The sequence below is a fragment of the Nocardia salmonicida NBRC 13393 genome (assembly GCF_001613085.1).
Lineage (GTDB): Bacteria > Actinomycetota > Actinomycetes > Mycobacteriales > Mycobacteriaceae > Nocardia > Nocardia salmonicida.
In genome coordinates this window covers 54,975-71,697 of the sequence record NZ_BDBR01000002.1, presented here as the reverse complement: position 1 = coordinate 71,697, position 16,723 = coordinate 54,975, and the positions used below count along the sequence as shown (strand labels likewise).

At 68.5% G+C, this 16,723-nt stretch carries 14 protein-coding genes; 11 read left to right on the top strand and 3 right to left on the bottom strand.

The window, feature by feature from the left end; all coding sequences use genetic code 11:
- Positions 1 to 6 precede the first annotated feature (6 nt).
- Genes NS1_RS00945 through NS1_RS00915 form a run of 7 tightly spaced genes read left to right on the top strand, consistent with a single transcriptional unit; the run spans position 7 to position 8,114 of the window.
- Positions 7 to 1,848 carry a flavin-containing monooxygenase gene (locus NS1_RS00945; protein ID WP_062981414.1) on the top strand — a complete coding sequence of 614 codons (1,842 nt, stop codon included), beginning with the start codon at positions 7 to 9 and terminating at the stop codon, positions 1,846 to 1,848.
- A gap of 24 nt (positions 1,849 to 1,872) precedes the next feature.
- On the top strand, positions 1,873 to 2,799 hold the full coding sequence (locus tag NS1_RS00940; protein WP_062980636.1) for an SDR family NAD(P)-dependent oxidoreductase: 927 nt from the start codon (positions 1,873 to 1,875) through the stop codon (positions 2,797 to 2,799).
- Positions 2,789 to 4,495 (top strand): thiamine pyrophosphate-binding protein, encoded by a 1,707-nt coding sequence (locus tag NS1_RS00935; RefSeq protein ID WP_062980634.1) that lies wholly within the window; start codon positions 2,789 to 2,791, stop codon positions 4,493 to 4,495. The genes NS1_RS00940 and NS1_RS00935 overlap by 11 nt, the downstream gene beginning before the upstream one ends.
- Positions 4,496 to 4,502: 7 nt before the next feature.
- On the top strand, positions 4,503 to 5,933 hold the full coding sequence (locus NS1_RS00930) for an aldehyde dehydrogenase family protein (protein ID WP_062981412.1): 1,431 nt from the start codon (positions 4,503 to 4,505) through the stop codon (positions 5,931 to 5,933).
- Between the two features lie 8 nt (positions 5,934 to 5,941).
- On the top strand, positions 5,942 to 6,769 hold the full coding sequence (locus tag NS1_RS00925) for a TauD/TfdA dioxygenase family protein (protein WP_062980632.1): 828 nt from the start codon (positions 5,942 to 5,944) through the stop codon (positions 6,767 to 6,769).
- Positions 6,766 to 7,509: an SDR family NAD(P)-dependent oxidoreductase gene (locus NS1_RS00920; RefSeq protein ID WP_062980630.1), complete on the top strand. Its 744-nt coding sequence runs from the start codon at positions 6,766 to 6,768 to the stop codon at positions 7,507 to 7,509. The genes NS1_RS00925 and NS1_RS00920 overlap by 4 nt, the downstream gene beginning before the upstream one ends.
- Complete coding sequence (locus tag NS1_RS00915; RefSeq protein WP_062980628.1) at positions 7,506 to 8,114, top strand: carboxymuconolactone decarboxylase family protein; 609 nt, start codon at positions 7,506 to 7,508, stop codon at positions 8,112 to 8,114. The genes NS1_RS00920 and NS1_RS00915 overlap by 4 nt, the downstream gene beginning before the upstream one ends.
- Positions 8,115 to 8,121: 7 nt before the next feature.
- Here NS1_RS00915 and NS1_RS00910 read toward each other — a convergent pair whose 3' ends face one another.
- The gene (locus tag NS1_RS00910; protein WP_082843938.1) at positions 8,122 to 8,841 is read right to left on the bottom strand and encodes an enoyl-CoA hydratase/isomerase family protein; all 720 of its coding nucleotides are present in this window, start codon (positions 8,839 to 8,841) and stop codon (positions 8,122 to 8,124) included.
- Between the two features lie 90 nt (positions 8,842 to 8,931).
- Here NS1_RS00910 and NS1_RS00905 point away from each other — a divergent pair, with 90 nt between their 5' ends.
- From NS1_RS00905 to NS1_RS00890, 4 genes are read left to right on the top strand one after another with little or no spacing between them, the layout of a single operon-like run.
- Complete coding sequence (locus NS1_RS00905; protein ID WP_056809174.1) at positions 8,932 to 10,476, top strand: AMP-binding protein; 1,545 nt, start codon at positions 8,932 to 8,934, stop codon at positions 10,474 to 10,476.
- The gene (locus NS1_RS00900) at positions 10,473 to 11,516 is read left to right on the top strand and encodes an enoyl-CoA hydratase/isomerase family protein (RefSeq protein WP_062980626.1); all 1,044 of its coding nucleotides are present in this window, start codon (positions 10,473 to 10,475) and stop codon (positions 11,514 to 11,516) included. The genes NS1_RS00905 and NS1_RS00900 overlap by 4 nt, the downstream gene beginning before the upstream one ends.
- 1 nt (position 11,517) lies before the next feature.
- Entirely contained in the window at positions 11,518 to 12,819 is a 1,302-nt protein-coding gene (locus NS1_RS00895) for a CoA transferase (RefSeq protein ID WP_062980624.1), read from the top strand.
- Positions 12,819 to 14,198, top strand: a complete 1,380-nt coding sequence (locus NS1_RS00890; RefSeq protein ID WP_062980621.1) for an amidohydrolase family protein — start codon at positions 12,819 to 12,821, stop codon at positions 14,196 to 14,198. The genes NS1_RS00895 and NS1_RS00890 overlap by 1 nt, the downstream gene beginning before the upstream one ends.
- Here NS1_RS00890 and NS1_RS00885 read toward each other — a convergent pair.
- Positions 14,189 to 15,367 carry a thiolase C-terminal domain-containing protein gene (locus NS1_RS00885; protein WP_062980619.1) on the bottom strand — a complete coding sequence of 393 codons (1,179 nt, stop codon included), beginning with the start codon at positions 15,365 to 15,367 and terminating at the stop codon, positions 14,189 to 14,191. The two genes, NS1_RS00890 and NS1_RS00885, sit on opposite strands and share 10 nt — an antisense overlap.
- Entirely contained in the window at positions 15,364 to 16,554 is a 1,191-nt protein-coding gene (locus NS1_RS00880) for a Zn-ribbon domain-containing OB-fold protein (RefSeq protein WP_062980617.1), read from the bottom strand. Before NS1_RS00880 ends, NS1_RS00885 begins: the two co-directional genes overlap by 4 nt.
- Between the last annotated feature and the right edge of the window lie 169 nt (positions 16,555 to 16,723).

Below are 16,723 nucleotides of genomic sequence, written 5' to 3'. Positions count from 1 at the left end.
TTCGCCATGCACACCTGCGAACCGACGCAGACGCCCGAGGTCGATCGCGACGCGCTCCGAGCGAGGTATCTCGCCGAGCGCGACAAGCGGATCCGCCCGGAGGGCCAGCAGCAGTACGTGGAGGCCGAGGCGGAATTCGCCGAGTACCACGAGTCCGATCCCTACACCCCGGTCGTAGCGCGGCCGCCGATCTCGCAGGACATCGATGTCGCGATCCTCGGCGGCGGACTGGCCGGACTCGTCACCGCGGCCCGGATCACCGGTGCCGGGGTGGAGAACTTCCGCATCATCGAGCACGCCGGTGATTTCGGCGGCGCCTGGTACTGGAACCGCTACCCCGGCATCCAGTGCGACACCGACTGCTACTGCTACCTGCCGCTGCTCGAGGAAGTGGGCTACATCCCCCAGCAGAAGTACTCCTTCGGCGACGAGGTCTTCGAGCACTGCCAACGCATCGGCAAGCACTTCGGCCTCTACGAGAAGGCGATCTTCGGCACCCTGACCCGTTCGATGACGTGGGACGCGTCGATTCAGCGCTGGCGGATCGGCACCAACCGGGGCGACGAGATCCGCGCGCGCTTCGTCATCATGTGCCAGGGCCCGTTCAACCGGCCCAAGCTCCCCGGCATCCCCGGGATCGCCGATTTCGCGGGCCACACTTTCCACACCGCGCGCTGGGACTACGCCTACACCGGCGGCGACATGCGCGGCGGGCTGGACAAGCTCGCCGACAAGCGGGTGGCGATCATCGGCACCGGCGCCAGCGGGGTGCAGTCGATCCCCCACCTCGCCCGCTCCGCGCAGCACCTGACCGTCTTCCAGCGCACCCCGTCCTACATCTACGAGCGCGGCAACGTGCCGACCGACCCCGCGTGGGCACAGACCTTGCAGCCGGGTTGGCAGGAGGAGTTGCGTCGCAACTTCCACACCGGCGCGTTCGAAGCCTACGGTCCCGGTCAGAACGATCTGGTCTGCGACGGATGGACCGAGGTCAGCCGCAATGTGCGCGATCACCTCGACCGCACCGGCGGCTGGGCGGAGCTGACGCCGGAGAAGTTCATGGAGCTGCGGGAGCTGCTGGACTATCAGGCGATGCAGCGGGTGCGCGACCGTGTCGATGCCGTCGTCACCGATACGGCCACAGCGGAGGCGCTCAAGCCGTACTACCGATTCCTGTGCAAGCGGCCCTGTTTCAACGACGACTATCTGCCGACGTTCAACCGCCCCAACGTCACCCTCGTCGACGTGTCGGGCACCAAGGGCGTCGAACGGATCACCGCCGGGGGCATCGTCGCCGACGGTGTCGAACACGAGGTCGACTGCATCATCTTCGCCAGCGGCTTCGAGATCACCACCGACCTCGACCGGCGCTTCGGCATCGCCCCCTTCGCGGGCCGCGACGAGCTCTCGCTCTACGACCACTGGGCCAAGGGATATCGCACCCTGCACGGCACGATGACCACCGGCTTCCCGAACCAGTTCTTCACCGGCTTCGTCCAGGGCGGGGTGACCGCGAGCACGACGGCCATGTTCGAGCAGCAGGCCACCCACATCGCCTACATCATCAAGGAAACGCTGGCCCGTGGCGCGACCACGGTGGAACCCACCGCCGAGGCGCAGGAGCAGTGGTGCACCACCGTGCGCGAGAGCGCGATCGACAACAGCAACTTCCAGCGCGAGTGCACCCCCGGCTACTACAACAACGAGGGCGAGCAGCAGATCCGCTCCCACCTCGGTGACCCGTACTGGCCCGGCTTCTACGCCTTCGAGGATCTGCTCCAGGCGTGGCGCGACACCGGCGAGCTGCCCGGCCTTGCCCTCGGCACCCCGCCCGAACCGGCCCGATGAGGAGCGCGGTGAACGGAGCGCACCATGTCTGAACCCGGTTTCGAGGGCAGAGTCGCCGTGATCACCGGCGCCGGAAGAGGATTGGGCCGCGCCTACGCGTTGCTGCTCGCCGCGAAGGGGGCCCGGGTCGTCGTCAACGACCCCGGCAGCACCATCAGCGGCGACAGCGGCGACGCCGGAGTCGCCGAGACAGTGGTCCGCGAGATCACCGACGCCGGCGGTACGGCGGTGGCCTGCACCGATTCGGTGGCGACCGCGCAGGGCGGTCAGGCGATCGTGCGGACCGCGCTCGACGCCTTCGGCCGGATCGACATCATCGTCCACAATGCGGGCAACAACCGGTACGCGCCACTCTCGGAGATGACCTACGAGGACTTCGACGCCGTGCTCGATGTCCACCTGCGCGGCGCGTTCCATGTGGTGCGGCCCGCCTTCCCGCTGATGTGCGCCGCCGGATACGGCCGGGTGGTCCTCACCTCGTCGATCGGCGGGCTGTACGGCAACCACCGGGTCGCCAACTACGGCGCGGCCAAGGCAGGTCTGATCGGACTGTCGAACGTGGTCGCGCTCGAGGGCGCCGAGCACGGCGTCCGCTGCAACGTGATCGTTCCCGCCGCGCTCACCCGCCTCGCCGAGGGCATCGACACCTCGGCCTACCCGCCCATGGACCCGGAGCTGGCGGCGCCGGTGGTGGGGTGGCTCGCGCACGAATCCTGTTCGATCACCGGCGAAATGCTGGTGTCGATCGCCGGACGGGTGGCGCGAGCGTTCATCGCCGAGACCCCCGGGGTGTATCAACCGTCCTGGTCGATCGAGGAGGTGGGCGCACGGATCGACGAGATCCGCGCGACCGAGAACCCGTGGATCCTGCCGGTGGTTCCCTCCGGCCATCTCGACCACATCACCAAGAGCTTCGCGACAGCCATGGAGGGCAGCACGCATGTCGGTTAAAGTCTACGAACGCATTCTGCAACTCTTCGAGGCCGAAGGCATCAACACCCTCTTCGGCATTCCCGATCCGAACTTCGTGCACATGTTCCACCTCGCCGAAGAACGCGGTTGGCAGGTGGTGGCCCCGCACCACGAGGAGTCCGCCGGTTTCATGGCCGAGGCCGTCTCCCGGATGACCGGAAAAGCCGCGGTGTGCATCGGCACGCTCGGCCCCGGCGTCGCCAACCTGGCCGGCGCGATGATGTGCGCCAAGGTCGAGAACTCGCCGGTGATCTTCCTCGGCGGGCAGCGCGCGCGGATCACCGAGCAGCGGGTGCGGCGCGGCCGTATCCAGTTCGTCAAGCAGGCCGCGCTGTTCGAACCGTCGGTGAAGTATTGCGCCAGTATCGAATACGCCGACCAGACCGACGAGGTCATCCGCGAGGGTCTGCGCAAGGCGCTCGCGGGCACCCCGGGCCCGGTGTACATCGAGTACCCCTCGCACGTGATCCAGGAAGAACTCGACGTCGCGCCCGCGCTGGCGCCCTCGGCCTATCGCCTGGTCGGGCAGACAGCGGGTCCGGACCGGATCGCCGAGGCGGTCGAGTACATCAGGGCGGCGAGCCAGCCCGTGCTGCTCGTGGGGCATGGCGTGCACACCACGCGCGCGGGCGCGTCGGTCCGCGCGCTCGCCGAGGCCATGGCTTGCCCGGTCATCCAGACCTCGGGCGGCACCTCCTTCATCCCCGGGCTCGAGGACCGCACCTTCCCGTACGGTTTCTCGGCGGCGGCGATCGACGCGGTGGTGAAATCCGATCTGTGCCTGGCCATCGGCACCGAATTGGGCGAGCCGGTGCACTACGGTCGCGGCAGGCACTGGGTCGCCAACGAGGCCAACCGCAAGTGGATCCTCGTCGAGCAGGACCCCGAGGCCATCGGGGTGAACCGGTCGGTGGACGTGCCGCTGGTCGGCGACCTGCGCGCGATCGTCCCGCAGCTGGTCGAGGCACTGCGCGACACCCCGCGCACCCCCACTCCCGAGCTCGCGGGCTGGATCGAACAGGACGCGGCCCAGCTCGCCGAACTGGCCGAGACCGCGCCGTCGGGGATGTCGCCGGTGCACCCGGCGCGGCTGATCGTGGAAGCGACGAAGTCGTTCCCGGCCGACGGCATCATGGTGCGCGACGGCGGCGCGACCACCATCTTCGGCTGGACCTACTCCCAGGCCAAACCCCATGACGTGATGTGGAATCAGAACTTCGGGCATCTGGGCACCGGCCTGCCCTACGCCGTCGGCGCCGGTGTGGCCGACGGCGGGAAACGGCCGCTGATGCTGATCACCGGCGATTCCTCGTTCCAGTTCCACATCGCCGAACTGGAAACCGCGGCACGGCTGAACCTTCCGCTGGTCTGCGTGGTCGCGGTCGACTACGCGTGGGGGCTCGAGGTCGGCGTCTACAAGCGCACCTATGGACAGGGCTCGCTCGAGACCGGCGTCCACTGGAGCACGAACACCCGCTTGGACAAGGTCGCCGAGGGTTTCGGTTGCTACGGCGAATATGTCGAACGCGACGAGGACATCGCCCCCGCCATCAAACGCGCCTACGCCAGCGGACGACCTGGCGTCATCCATGTCGCGGTCGACCCCAAGGCGAATTCGGAAGAAATGCCGAGTTATGACGAATTCCGCACCTGGTATGCGGAAGGAACTCAGTGAGGAAATCATGCGTGAATATCTGACGTTCTATATCGACGGACAGTGGATCGACCCCGCCGAGCCAGGCACCATCGACGTGGTGAACCCGGCCACCGAACAGGTGTGCGGCACCGTGGCCGTCGGCACGGCGGCAGATGTGGATCGCGCGGTCGCCGCCGCGCGCGCCGCCTTCCCCGGCTGGTCGAGCACCGATCCCGCGCAACGGATCGCGCTGTTGCGCGCCGTCCTCGCCGAATATCAGAAGCGCGCCCCCGACCTCGGGGCGGCGCTGATCGAGGAATTGGGGGCACCGGCCGCCCTGGCCAACGGATTCCAGGTGGATCTGGGGGCGGGCCAGCTGAGCACCGCGATCGAGATCCTCGAACGGTTCCGCTTCGACGAACAGCGCGGCGCCTCACTGATCGTCAAGGAGCCGATCGGGGTGTGCGCGCTGATCACCCCCTGGAATTGGCCGCTGAACCTGATCGCGGTGAAGGTGTTCCCGGCGCTGGCCACCGGCTGCACGATGGTGCTCAAGCCCTCGGAACTGTCACCGTTCACGGGGCAGATCTTTGCCGAGATCCTCGATGCCGCAGGCGTTCCCGCCGGGGTGTTCAATCTGGTGCAGGGCGACGGCCTCGCCGTCGGCGTGCCGCTGACGAGTCATCCCGACGTCGACATGGTCTCCTTCACCGGGTCGGTCAGGGCGGGCATCGACATCGCGCGCAACGCGGCGGCCGGGGTCAAACGGGTCACCCAGGAGCTCGGCGGCAAGAGCCCCAACATCATTCTCGACGACGACGCCTTCGCCGAGAACGTCGGCAAGGGCGTGGTGAGCATGATGCTCAACTCGGGCCAGACCTGTAGCGCGCCCTCGCGCATGCTGGTGCCACATTCGCGGATGGCCGAGGCGATCGAGGTCGCCCGTGGCGCGGCCGAGGGGGTCACCGTCGGTGATCCACTGGGCGATTTCGCCATCGGCCCTGTGGTGTCCGGCGCGCAGTTCGACAAGATCCAGGCGCTGATCCAGAAGGGCATCGGCGAAGGCGCGACACTGGTGGCGGGCGGGCCGGGGCGGCCGGAGGGCCTGAGCACCGGCTACTTCGTGCGGCCAACGGTCTTCGCCGAGGTCACCAACGACATGACCATCGCCCGCGAGGAGATCTTCGGGCCGGTTCTGACGATCCTGGGCTACGACGATCTCGATCACGCCGTCGACATCGCCAACGACACCGACTACGGGCTGGCCGGCTTCGTCGCAGGCACCGACCTGGCGCGGGCGCGTGCGGTGGCCCGCCGGATCAGAGCGGGGTCGGTCTCGATCAACGACGGGTTCGACTTCGAGGTCCCCTTCGGCGGCTACAAGAAGAGCGGCAACGGTCGCGAATGGGGCGAATTCGGCTTCCACGACTACCTCGAGATCAAGGGCGTACTCGGGTACGCACCGCCGGAAGAATGAGGAGCGCGATGCCAACCCTTGCCACGAAGAAGCTGAGCGACACGGTCGGCGTCGAAGTGCTCGACGCCGACATCAACCGGCTGTTGACCGACCCCGATATCCCCGCGGCGTGCATGGCGGCGCTCGAAGAGCACGGCGTCCTGCTGTTTCGCGAACTGCACATCGGCGACGAGGCGCAGGCGGCGTTCGGGCGCCGCCTGGGCGAGCTGGTGCAGTTCCCGCTCTACGCGAATCCCGATGTCATGCAGATCAGTTTCGACCCGGACAATCCGAATGCCGAGTACTTCGCCAGCAACGATTTCTGGCACCTGGACGGGGCGCTGGACGCCATCCCGGCGAAGGCGTCGATGCTCAGTGCCCACGTGATCGCCACCGAGGGCGGCGAAACGGAGTTCGCCAGCACCTACGCCGCCTACGACAACCTCTCCGATACCGAGAAGCGTGATTTCGCCCAGCTGCGGGTGATCCATACCTTCGAGGCCATTCAGCGGCTGACCTACCCGGACCCCACCGCGGAACAGCTGAGCGAGTGGGCTTCGCGGACGGTCCGCGAACATCCGCTGGTGTGGGAGCACGAAACAGGGCGTCGCTCACTGGTTTTCGGGGCGACCGCCTCGCACGTTCTCGGCATGGACACCGAAGCGGGCCGATCGTTGCTGGCCGAACTCCAGGAGCGAGCCACGGCCCCGGATCGTGTGCTGCGCCATGCCTGGTCGGTCGGCGACCTGGTGATCTGGGACAACCGCGGCCTGGTCCACCGGGCCTGCGCCTTCGACCGGCGCGAACCTCGCCGGATGCACCGCACCACCCTGCGGGGCGAGGAGGCGATCAAATGAGTTCTCGCACAGCCGTTGTCACCGGCGGCGCCTCCGGGATCGGCGGTGCGATCAGCACCCGGCTGGCCGCGGACGGCGCGCTCGTCGCCATCTTCGACATCGATGGTGCCGCGGCCGAGGCGGCAGCGGCGGAGATCGAGAACGTCGGGGGCAAGGCCATCGGCCTGACCGTCGATGTCACCGACCGCACGGCCATCGATGCCGGTCTCGCCGAAGTACGCGCCCGCCTCGGCCGCCCGACGGTGTTGGTGAACAGCGCCGGACTGACCCTCGACGGCCCGTTCCTCGACATCACCGCGGCGGCCTGGAGCCGGGCCCTGGCGATCAATCTCACCGGGACGTTCGACTGCTGTCAGGCGGTGATCCCGGACATGATCGAGCAGGGCTGGGGCCGCATCGTCAACATCTCGTCGTCGAGTATCCACAGTGGCGCAGCCGGTTTGGCGGGCTATGTCTCGGCGAAGTCGGGCGTGGTCGGCCTGACCAAGGTGTTGGCGCTCGAATTCGCCAAGCGGGGGATCACGGTGAACACCATCCCGCCGGGATTCATCGACACACCGATGCTGCGCCGGACGGAGGAGCGCGGGTTCATCGACGTCGACGCCCAGATCGCGCGCACCCCGGTCGGCCGGATCGGCACTCCCGCCGATGTCGCCGCCACCTGCGCGTTCCTGGTCAGCGAAGAAGCAGGCTATCTCACCGGCCAGGTCATCGGCGTCAACGGCGGGCGCAACACATGACCGCGACGGACGATCCCGCGCAGCCACGCATCTCGCCTCTTCCGACGGCGGAATGGTCCACCGAGATGACTACCTTCCTGGCCGGATTCCGCAGCGCCGCCGCCACCGGGGCCGAGCCGTCCGGCGGCCGCCAGAGCGGCGCCAATCTCCTGGGCACCTTGGCCAGGTACCCGGCGCTGGCGAAACCGTTCTTGACCTTCACCGGCCATTTCCTGTCCGGCTCCACTCTCACGGCCCGGCAGCGGGAGCTGCTCGTGCTCCGGGTGGCGGCGGTCCGGCGGTGCGGCTACGAGTGGGCACAGCACGTGATCCTGGCCGCGGGCGCGGGTCTGGGACCCGAGGAGATCACCCGGATCTCGGAGGGCCCGGCCGCACCGGGGTGGTCGGCGACCGATCGGCGGTTGCTCACCGCCGTCGACGAACTGCTCGCCGACGGCGTGGTGCGCGACGACACCTGGAACGCCCTGGCGACCGAGTTCGACGAACACCAGCTGATGGATCTGGTGTTCGTCGTCGGCACGTACACGATGCTCGCGATGGCCCTGAACTCGTTCGCGGTGCCCGCCGAGGCGGCGCTTGTTCCGTTTCTGCCCGCCGACGGGTGATCGCGGGCTAAGTGGTCCGGCGGGTGAGCACCGCGTCGGCGGCGACCCAGTGCTCATCGGCCACCCACAACCGCGCGAAGGCGTCGACGGCCTCCTGCGCCGACACCCCGGCGACGACTCGCTTGATCTCGCCGGCCTGCGCAGTCGCCAGCGAACGGGCCGCCGCACGCCAGCCCGCCTCGAAATCGGCCCGTGGCAGTACCCGGTCCACCAGCCCGAGTCGCTCGGCCTCGGCCACCTCGAGAATGGTCCCTGCACCCGCGAGCAGCAATGCCCGACTCTTGCCGACCAGGGCGGCGAGCCGCTCGGCCCCACCCCAGGCGGGCATGATCGCCAGGGCGGACTGGTTGAATCCGATCTTGATGTCGTCGGCGGCGATCCGGATGTCCGCGGCGACAGCGACTTCGGCACCGCCGCCGAGCGCGTGCCCGTTCAGCGCGGCGATCACCGGGGCGGGGAAATTCGCCAACCGGTCGCAAATCGACCGCATCCGCCACGCCATCGCAGCGGCCTGTTCCTCGGTGCGCAGCGCGCTCAGTTCTTTCAGGTCGCCGCCGGAGACGAACGCGCGGTCACCGGCCCCTCGAATGACCAGGGCGCGCGCGCCTTTCGCCTTGTCGAGCGCGTCGTCGAGCTCGTCCATGGTGCTCGGCGCGATGGCGTTGCGGGCCTGTGGTCGATCGATCGTGACGACCGCGACACCCTCATCCAACTCGAGGTCGACCATCTGAGATTCTCCCATCGCGAGATTGTCATTCTTGATTTCAGAGAATAACATCATCGCCGCAGGACCTCGGATCGGGCATTGGAGTCTCACGTGCGCAGCATTCCCGCCGACTTGATCGAGCATTACCGAACACAGGGGTGGTGGACCGGCGAACCGATCGGCGAGTTGCTCACGCGCGGTCTGGCCGCCGCACCGGACACCGAGTTCCGGGTGCACTCGGCCGAGCGTCCCTGGTCGGGCACCTTCGGCGAGGTCGAGCATCGGGCTCGGCGTCTCGCCGCCGGCCTGCGTGCTCGCGGAGTCGGTCCCGGCGACGTCGTGGCGTTCCAACTGCCCAACTGGATGGAGGCCGCGGCGACCTTCTGGGCCTCGGCCTTCCTCGGCGCTGTGGTGGTGCCCATCGTGCACTTCTACGGCCGCAAGGAACTCACCTACATTCTCGAGGCGACCGCGCCACGGGTGTTCATCACGGCCGACAGGTTCGGGCGCCTGGAGTACCAGGCCGATCTCTGCGCCGACATCCCGATCGTCGGCGTCGTGGGACGCGACTTCGACGAGCTGCTCGCCGATGACCCGATGCCCGGGTTCCTGGCGACCGATCCGGCGGGCCCCGCGCTGATCGCCTTCACCTCGGGGACCACCAGCGCACCCAAAGGCGTGGTGCACAGCCACGAGACCCTCGGTCACGAAACCCGGCAGCTGGCCGCCTGGTACCCGCCCGAACGCGGTAAACAACTCACCGCGGCCCCCGTCGGGCACTTCATCGGCATGGTCAACGCCTTCCTGATTCCGGTGCTAGACGGGTCACCGGTGAATCTGACCGATGTATGGGATCCGAAGCTCGTCCTGGCGCTGATGCGCAGCGACGGACTCACCGTCGGCGGCGGCGCGACGTACTTCGTCACCAGCCTGCTCGATCATCCCGATTTCTCCGACGCGCATCTGCCCCGGATGAAGTACGCGGGCCTGGGTGGGTCATCGGTGCCCGCGGCGGTCACGCGCCGGCTCGACGATCTCGGCATCACGGTCTTCCGCTCCTACGGCAGCACCGAACACCCCTCGATCACCGGGTCACGGGTCACCGCCGCATCGGACAAACGCCTGTTCACCGACGGCAACGTCCTACCCGGCGTGGAGATCCGATTGGCCGAGGACGGCGAAATCCTCAGTCGCGGACCGGAATTGTGCCTCGGCTACACCGACGACGCCCTGACCGCCGCGGCCTTCGACGCCGACGGCTGGTACCACACCGGCGATATCGGCGAACTCGACGCGGACGGATACCTCACCATCACCGATCGCAAGGCCGACATCATCATTCGCGGCGGCGAGAACATCAGCGCCCTCGAGGTCGAGGAGATCTTGCTGACCATGCCCGGGATCGCGGAGGCGGTCGTCGTCGCCGCGCCCGACGCCCGCCTCGGCGAACACGCCGCCGCCGTAGTGCGGCTGCGCACAGGCCACCTGCTGCCGACCATCGACGAGATGCGGGCACATTTCGACCGGGCCGGTGTCGCCAAACAGAAGTGGCCCGAGGAGTTGCACCAGGTCGAGGACTTCCCACGGACCGCGAGCGGCAAGGTGCAGAAGTTCCACGTCCGACGCACCCTCGCCGACCGGCAGCCCAGTCGATGATCGATCCGCTGCTGGACGACGGGCTCGCGCTCTCGGATTCAGGAGCGCCTACCAGGCCGCTCGTCGTGCTCGAGCTCGACGACCTCGGCGCTGCGTCCCCCGAGTCGGTGCTGGCGGCGGCCGCTCGAATCCGGGAGTCGACGTCGCTCGTCGTCGGGGTTCTGCGGCGACCACCTTCCGTGACCATCGGGCCCGTCCTGGCCGCCACCACGCTGACCTTGACCGACCGTCCGACCTCGGCCCTCCGTTCGGAGGTGGTCTGCGTGGCGAACATCGATGCCGCCCTTGCGTCGTTGCGTGCCGCTGTCGCTCGATCGCCGCGGGCCGCGCTCGTCTGCGGCCATCTGCTTCGCGCGAGAATCGAACGCGACACCACGCCCGCGCTGGCCGCCGAGGCCGCGGCCTACTCGATGCTGCTCGCCGGCCCCGAATTCGCTCGATGGCTCGTCGAGCGCGGACCCGCCGAGCCCGCACCCGCTACCGATCGCCCTCTGGTTCGACTGCGGCGCAGCGCGGACCACCTGTCGATCGTGCTGGATCACCCGCAGCGTCGCAATGCGCTGGGCACGCGGCTTCGGGAGGAACTTCTCGCCGCCGCGCAGGTGGCAGTCGCCGACCCGAGCATCGCGACGGTCGAACTCAGCGGCGAGGGCCCCGTGTTCTGCAGCGGTGGTGATCTGGCCGAATTCGGCTCGGCGACAGACATAGTCGCCGCCTATCTGGTGCGACTCGATCACGCACCGTGGCGGGCGCTCGATCGGATCGCCGACCGTCTCGTCGTCCGCGCCAACGGCCCGTGCATCGGTGCGGGTGCCGAAATCGCCGCCTTCGCGAAAACGGTCACCGCGACCCCGGAAACGTCCTTCTGTTTCCCCGAGGTGCGGATGGGCTTGATACCCGGCGCGGGCGGCACCGTCAGCGTGCCGCGGCGGATCGGGCGCTGGCGCGCCGCATGGCTGATGCTGACCGAACAGCGACTCGATGCCTCTACGGCACTGCACTGGGGCCTGATCGATCAGGTGGCCGATGCGGAGCGCTGACGTGCGATCAGATCCCCAGGCGGACAACCGAACACCACACGCGGTGGTGGACGAGTGGATCCACACCCTGACCACCCACACCGTCCCCGACGACTTTCCCGCCGCCTTGGACTGCCCGATGCTGGCCTGGGCGGGTTCCGGTGCGATGGCGCTGACCGGCCACGATGCCGCACCGGTCCTGTCCCCCGCACCCGCCTACAGCCTGCTGCGCGCAGCGCTGCGCGCGCTGTCGTGGATCACCGACGACCTCGGCGACCGCGTCGACCTCGACCCGGCGGTCGCGTTGACCGGCAGGGCTCGGCGAGCGGGACTGCGGCGAGCGGGGCGCAGGTCGACGAACGGCACGAGCAGGCTGCTTCGTACCACCGACGGCTGGTGCGCCCTGACGCTGAGCCGCCCCGACGACATCGACGCCGTCCCCGCGATTCTCGGTGGGATCGTAGACGGAGATCCGTGGACCGCGCTCGAGGCGGCAGCAGCACGGTCGTCGGCGGCCGACCTGGTACAACGAGCGCAATTGCTCGGCGTTCCGGCATCTGTGCTCACCATGCCGCGAAAAGTGCTGCCATGGCGCGTTTCTCGCATCGCCGAACCGGTCGCCGCGCGATCGCTGCGTGGTCTCGTCGTTGTCGATCTGTCATCGATGTGGGCGGGTCCGCTGTGCGCGCGAATACTCGGTCTGGCCGGAGCGCGGGTGATCAAGGTGGAGGGTGCGCACCGGCCCGACGGCGCCCGCGTCGGTGATCCCCGGTTCTTCGACTGGCTGCACGCCGGACACGAATTCCGCACCATCGACTTCCGCTCCGAGGCGGGCCGAAAAGCCTTGGGAGAACTACTCGATTCAGCCGACATCGTGCTCGAGGCGTCCCGCCCACGGGCGTTGGCTCAACTCGGCCTCGCACCCGAGGACCGCCCGCACCGCGACGGGCAGATCTGGTTGAGCCTCACCGGCTACGGCCGATCCGAACCGATGCGGGTGGCCTTCGGTGACGACGCCGCGGTAGCGGGCGGCCTGGTCGGGCGCCACGAGGGCGAGCCGGTCTTCTGCGCTGACGCGATCGCCGATCCGCTCTCGGGTGTCTGCGCTGCGCTGGCGGTGGCCTGCGCACGCCACAGCGGTGGTGGCGTGCTGATCGACCTGTCCATGCAAGCCACGGCGGCGGCTTTCGCGGCCGCGCCGCCGATCACGCACGGACCTCATTCGGTCCGCGGACACGGCGACGAGTGGATCGTGGAATGCGCACCGACACAACGACGCAGCACCGTCGCCGCACCCGCGCCACTGTGGCCGGGTGATGCCTGATGCTCATCCGACGAGCTCGGATATTCGGGACCGAACACACCGATGTTCGGTGGCACGGTAGGTCGATCACCCAATGTGGAACCGGGCTACGACCGCTTCCCGGCGAGGACGACATCGACGCGGACGGCGGGTGGCTGCTGCCCGGCCTGCACGACCACCATGTGCACCTGCGTTCCCTGGCCGCGTCCGCCGATTCAATCCAGCTCGACCCCCTGGCGATCCGCACCGTCGACGATCTGGCGGCTCGGCTGCGGCAGGCGGACGCGACATTGCCGAAGGGAGTGTGGATCCGCGGCGTCGGCTACCACGAGTCGGCAGCTGGGGAGTTGGACCGGTGGGCACTCGATCGCTTGATCCCGGGGCGGCCGGTCCGTATCCAACATCGCTCCGGTGCCCTCTGGACGCTCAATTCGCCTGCCTGCGCAGCGGTAGAGCTGGAGCGCTGCACACAGCCAGGGGTGGAACGCGACCTCGACGGCCGGGTCAACGGCCGACTCTGGCGGATGGATGCCTGGCTCGGTGCCCAGATCGCCACCCGGCCCGTCGATCTCACCGCGGTCAGCGCGCGCGCTGCGGCACTGGGGATCACCGGCGTCACCGACGCTACCCCCGGCCTGCGGCAAACCGATATCGACGATTTCGCCCGTGATGTGGCCAGTGGCCGTATTCAGCAACGAGTTCATTGCATGGCACCGCCCGCCATCACCGCCCCGGGGATCCTGCGGTTCTCCCTGGGGCCGACCAAGATTCTGCTCGACGACACGGCCCTGCCGACCCTCGATCAGTTCATCGCTCGCATCCGCGAGATCCACGTCGCGGACCGATCGGTGGCCGTGCACTGTGTGACCAGGGTCCAACTGATTCTGACGATGACCGCCCTCGACGCCGCGGGCGTACGTCTCGGCGATCGCATCGAGCACGGTGCGATCATCCCGGTCGAGGCGATGGCGTGGTTGCGTGCGAACCGGGTACCGGTAGTGACCCAGCCACATTTCCTGGTCGAACGAGGCGACCAGTACCGACGGGAGGTGCCCGTCGAGGACCGTCCGGATCTGTGGCGGCTCGGGTCCCTGCTGGAGGCGAGGGTGGGTGTGGCCGCGGGCACCGACGCCCCGTTCGGCGGCGCGGACCCGTGGCGGCTCGTCCACGCCGCCGTCGACCGGGATTCGGGTCGCGATGTGGCCGAGCGCCTTTCACTTCGATCGGCGGTGAGCCTGTTCATCGGCCGACCCGAACGGCCGGCCGCGCCGCGCACCATCGCACCCGGCGAAGTCGCCGATCTGACGCTGTTGGCGGTGGCACCCGAGGACGTGACCGCGATCCTGCCCAACCCACCGATCGCGGCCACCGTCGTCGACGGACGAATCATCTACGGCTGAGAGGCGCCTCGAGCGTCCGGCCCGGCCAGGATCGTCACAGCCGCCACCGCGGTGGGACCACCGATGGAGTGCGCCAAGCCGATTCGCGCCCCATCGACCTGGTTCACCGCGTCGCCGCGCAACTGCTCGAACAGCTCGACGCACTGAGCGACGCCGGTGGCGCCCGGCGGGTGCCCCTTCGACTTCAAGCCGCCGCTGGGATTCACCGGTAGTGCGCCGCCGACGCTGGTGACTCCCGCTTCGACGAGTTTGTGGGCCTCGAACCGGTCGGCGAACCCGAGATCCTCGTAGCTCATCAGCTCGATGCCGGTGAAGAAGTCGTGCACCTCGGCGACATCGATGTCCGACGGCGTCAACCCAGCCATCCCGAAAGCCTGCTTGGCCGCGCGGACCGTGGCGGGGAAGGTCGTCATGTCCAGCTTGTGCTGGTGCATCACCGAATCCATGCCGAGGCCGACCCCGCGAATCCACACCGGGCGGTCGGTGTAGCGATCCACCACGTCCTCGGCGGCCAGCACGAGAGCTGCCGCTCCGTCGCTCTGCGGCGCGCAATCGTAGAGTCCGAACGGGGTGACCACCGTCGGGGCCGCGAGGGCTTCCTCGATGCTGATCTCGAAGCGCAACCGCGCCTTGAGATTTCGTACACCGTGCTTATGATTCTTCACCGCGACCATGGCCATGTGTTCGCGGGTGGCAGGCGATTCGTGCAGGTACCTGGCCACGTGCAGTGCGAACCCGGCAGGGGCGACCAGCCCGAGCGGGTAGTCCCATGCCATGTCGCGGGTCATCGCCTCCCATTCCCACAGCATGTCCTTGGACGCCGACTCGCGCAGCTTGTCCGCGCCGACCACCAGGGCGACGTCGATGGCGCCGGAGGCGATGCCGAGCAGGGCGTTGCGGACCGCGTCGTGCCCAGTGGCACAGGCGTTTTCGACGCGGGTCACCGGGATGTCGGGCAGGCCGAGGGTGTCGGCGAGAATGCCGGAGGCGAACCCGTCGGCGGTGCCGAGCTCGCCGAACCAGGCGGCCTGGATATCGGACTTGCGCAAGCCCTTGTCGATGCTGCGCGCGCAGTCGGCGAAGGCCATCGGCACCAGATCTTTGATACCGAGCGCGAAATGCTCGGCGAAGGGCGTCATTCCGGCGCCGACGATGGCAACTCTTCTCATGCTGCCGACTCCTGTCGTTCGAGGGTTTCCGGTTCGAAGGCGTAGCCGTAGTCCGGCACTCCGGACCGCACAGCCACTCGCCGCAGCACCATGCGGCCGCGGTCGCCGATGGCCACCGAACCCGGTTCGGCGCTGGTCACCTTCACCAGCGCGCGCACACCGACCTCGTCGAGTTCGACGATGACCAGCGAATACGGCGTCTTCAGCCCCGGCACCGGCACATGCACCGTCACCGACGTGTAGACGACGGCGGTCCGGGGCAACGGCACCAGGGTGTAGTCGGTGCGCAGCGCACCGTCGTCGTCGACCCGATATCGGGGCGGGAAATCCAGTTCGTCGGTGTCGGCGTGCCGACCGGCGGCCCAGCGCACTTTCGCCTCGAAGGCGCGCTCGTAGGCGGCCAGGGAGATCGGGATGTCGGCACCGGGCACGAACGTGGCCAGGGGTTTGCCGCGCGGCTCCGGTTCCTGTCGATGCACCGGCACCACGCCCGCCGCGACCGTGACAGCGGACAGACTCCCCTGCTCCACGCCGACCAGCGGGCCCGCCTGCCCCGCTTGCACCATCGCCGCCAGGGCGAACAATCCAGAACTCGCGCCCAACGTCGGCAGCGGCGGCGGGGTGCCCACACACAGGTCGGCGGCTTGTTCGTGATCGACGCCTGCCACCGCGACGGGGGTGTCGAGCCAGGACGCGGCCAGCGATCCGAGTAGTCCACGTTCACGCAACAGTCGGGGGTCGCCGTAGTCGTGCACGACGCCGGTGGCATAGCGAGCCCGGACCGGCAGGCTCCGTGCGACGCGCGCCACGGTCCGCACCTGTAACCCCCGTTCGCCCGTGACCGCGGCGGCCGCACCAGCTGGATCGAGGTCGACGCCGATCACCAGAGTCCGCGGCCGCGCCGAACCGAGGGCGTCCAGGGTCGCGGGTGCCCCGCCGAGGCGCTCGGTCACCTCGAGTTCGGAATCCAAGCCGAGTCCCGCCAGCAGCACCGCGGCATTGCCGCCTTCCAGCAGCGGGAGATCCCGGCTGACCAGCACGACGTGTTCCACCCCGGACCCGGCGGCGATCGCGGCCCGACCCGCCTCGACCGCGAGCGTGATCGCGTCCTCGTCGTCACCGGGTACGCGCTTTTCGGCGGTACCCCAGCACGGCAGATAGGTACCGACCGAAGCGATCAACGGCATCGTGCTCTCCCGACCTAGATGGTAATCTCATTCTCATATTAGAGAATGCATTCTAATCGCACGGCCGATTCGACCACAATGCGGTGTCGAAGCCCGACACTACAGCAGCTTCAAGGAAGCGGAAATGCCCTCTTCCGGCAAGCCTAACCGCATGTAGATGACCCCTCTT

Coding starts and splice junctions, on each gene's coding strand:
- NS1_RS00945 (WP_062981414.1), top strand. CDS start 7: ATGCACACCTGCGAACCGACGCAGACGCCCGAGGTCGATCGCGACGCG.
- NS1_RS00940 (WP_062980636.1), top strand. CDS start 1,873: ATGTCTGAACCCGGTTTCGAGGGCAGAGTCGCCGTGATCACCGGCGCC.
- NS1_RS00935 (WP_062980634.1), top strand. CDS start 2,789: ATGTCGGTTAAAGTCTACGAACGCATTCTGCAACTCTTCGAGGCCGAA.
- NS1_RS00930 (WP_062981412.1), top strand. CDS start 4,503: ATGCGTGAATATCTGACGTTCTATATCGACGGACAGTGGATCGACCCC.
- NS1_RS00925 (WP_062980632.1), top strand. CDS start 5,942: ATGCCAACCCTTGCCACGAAGAAGCTGAGCGACACGGTCGGCGTCGAA.
- NS1_RS00920 (WP_062980630.1), top strand. CDS start 6,766: ATGAGTTCTCGCACAGCCGTTGTCACCGGCGGCGCCTCCGGGATCGGC.
- NS1_RS00915 (WP_062980628.1), top strand. CDS start 7,506: ATGACCGCGACGGACGATCCCGCGCAGCCACGCATCTCGCCTCTTCCG.
- NS1_RS00910 (WP_082843938.1), bottom strand. CDS start 8,841: ATGGTCGACCTCGAGTTGGATGAGGGTGTCGCGGTCGTCACGATCGAT.
- NS1_RS00900 (WP_062980626.1), top strand. CDS start 10,473: ATGATCGATCCGCTGCTGGACGACGGGCTCGCGCTCTCGGATTCAGGA.
- NS1_RS00890 (WP_062980621.1), top strand. CDS start 12,819: ATGCTCATCCGACGAGCTCGGATATTCGGGACCGAACACACCGATGTT.
- NS1_RS00885 (WP_062980619.1), bottom strand. CDS start 15,367: ATGAGAAGAGTTGCCATCGTCGGCGCCGGAATGACGCCCTTCGCCGAG.
- NS1_RS00880 (WP_062980617.1), bottom strand. CDS start 16,554: ATGCCGTTGATCGCTTCGGTCGGTACCTATCTGCCGTGCTGGGGTACC.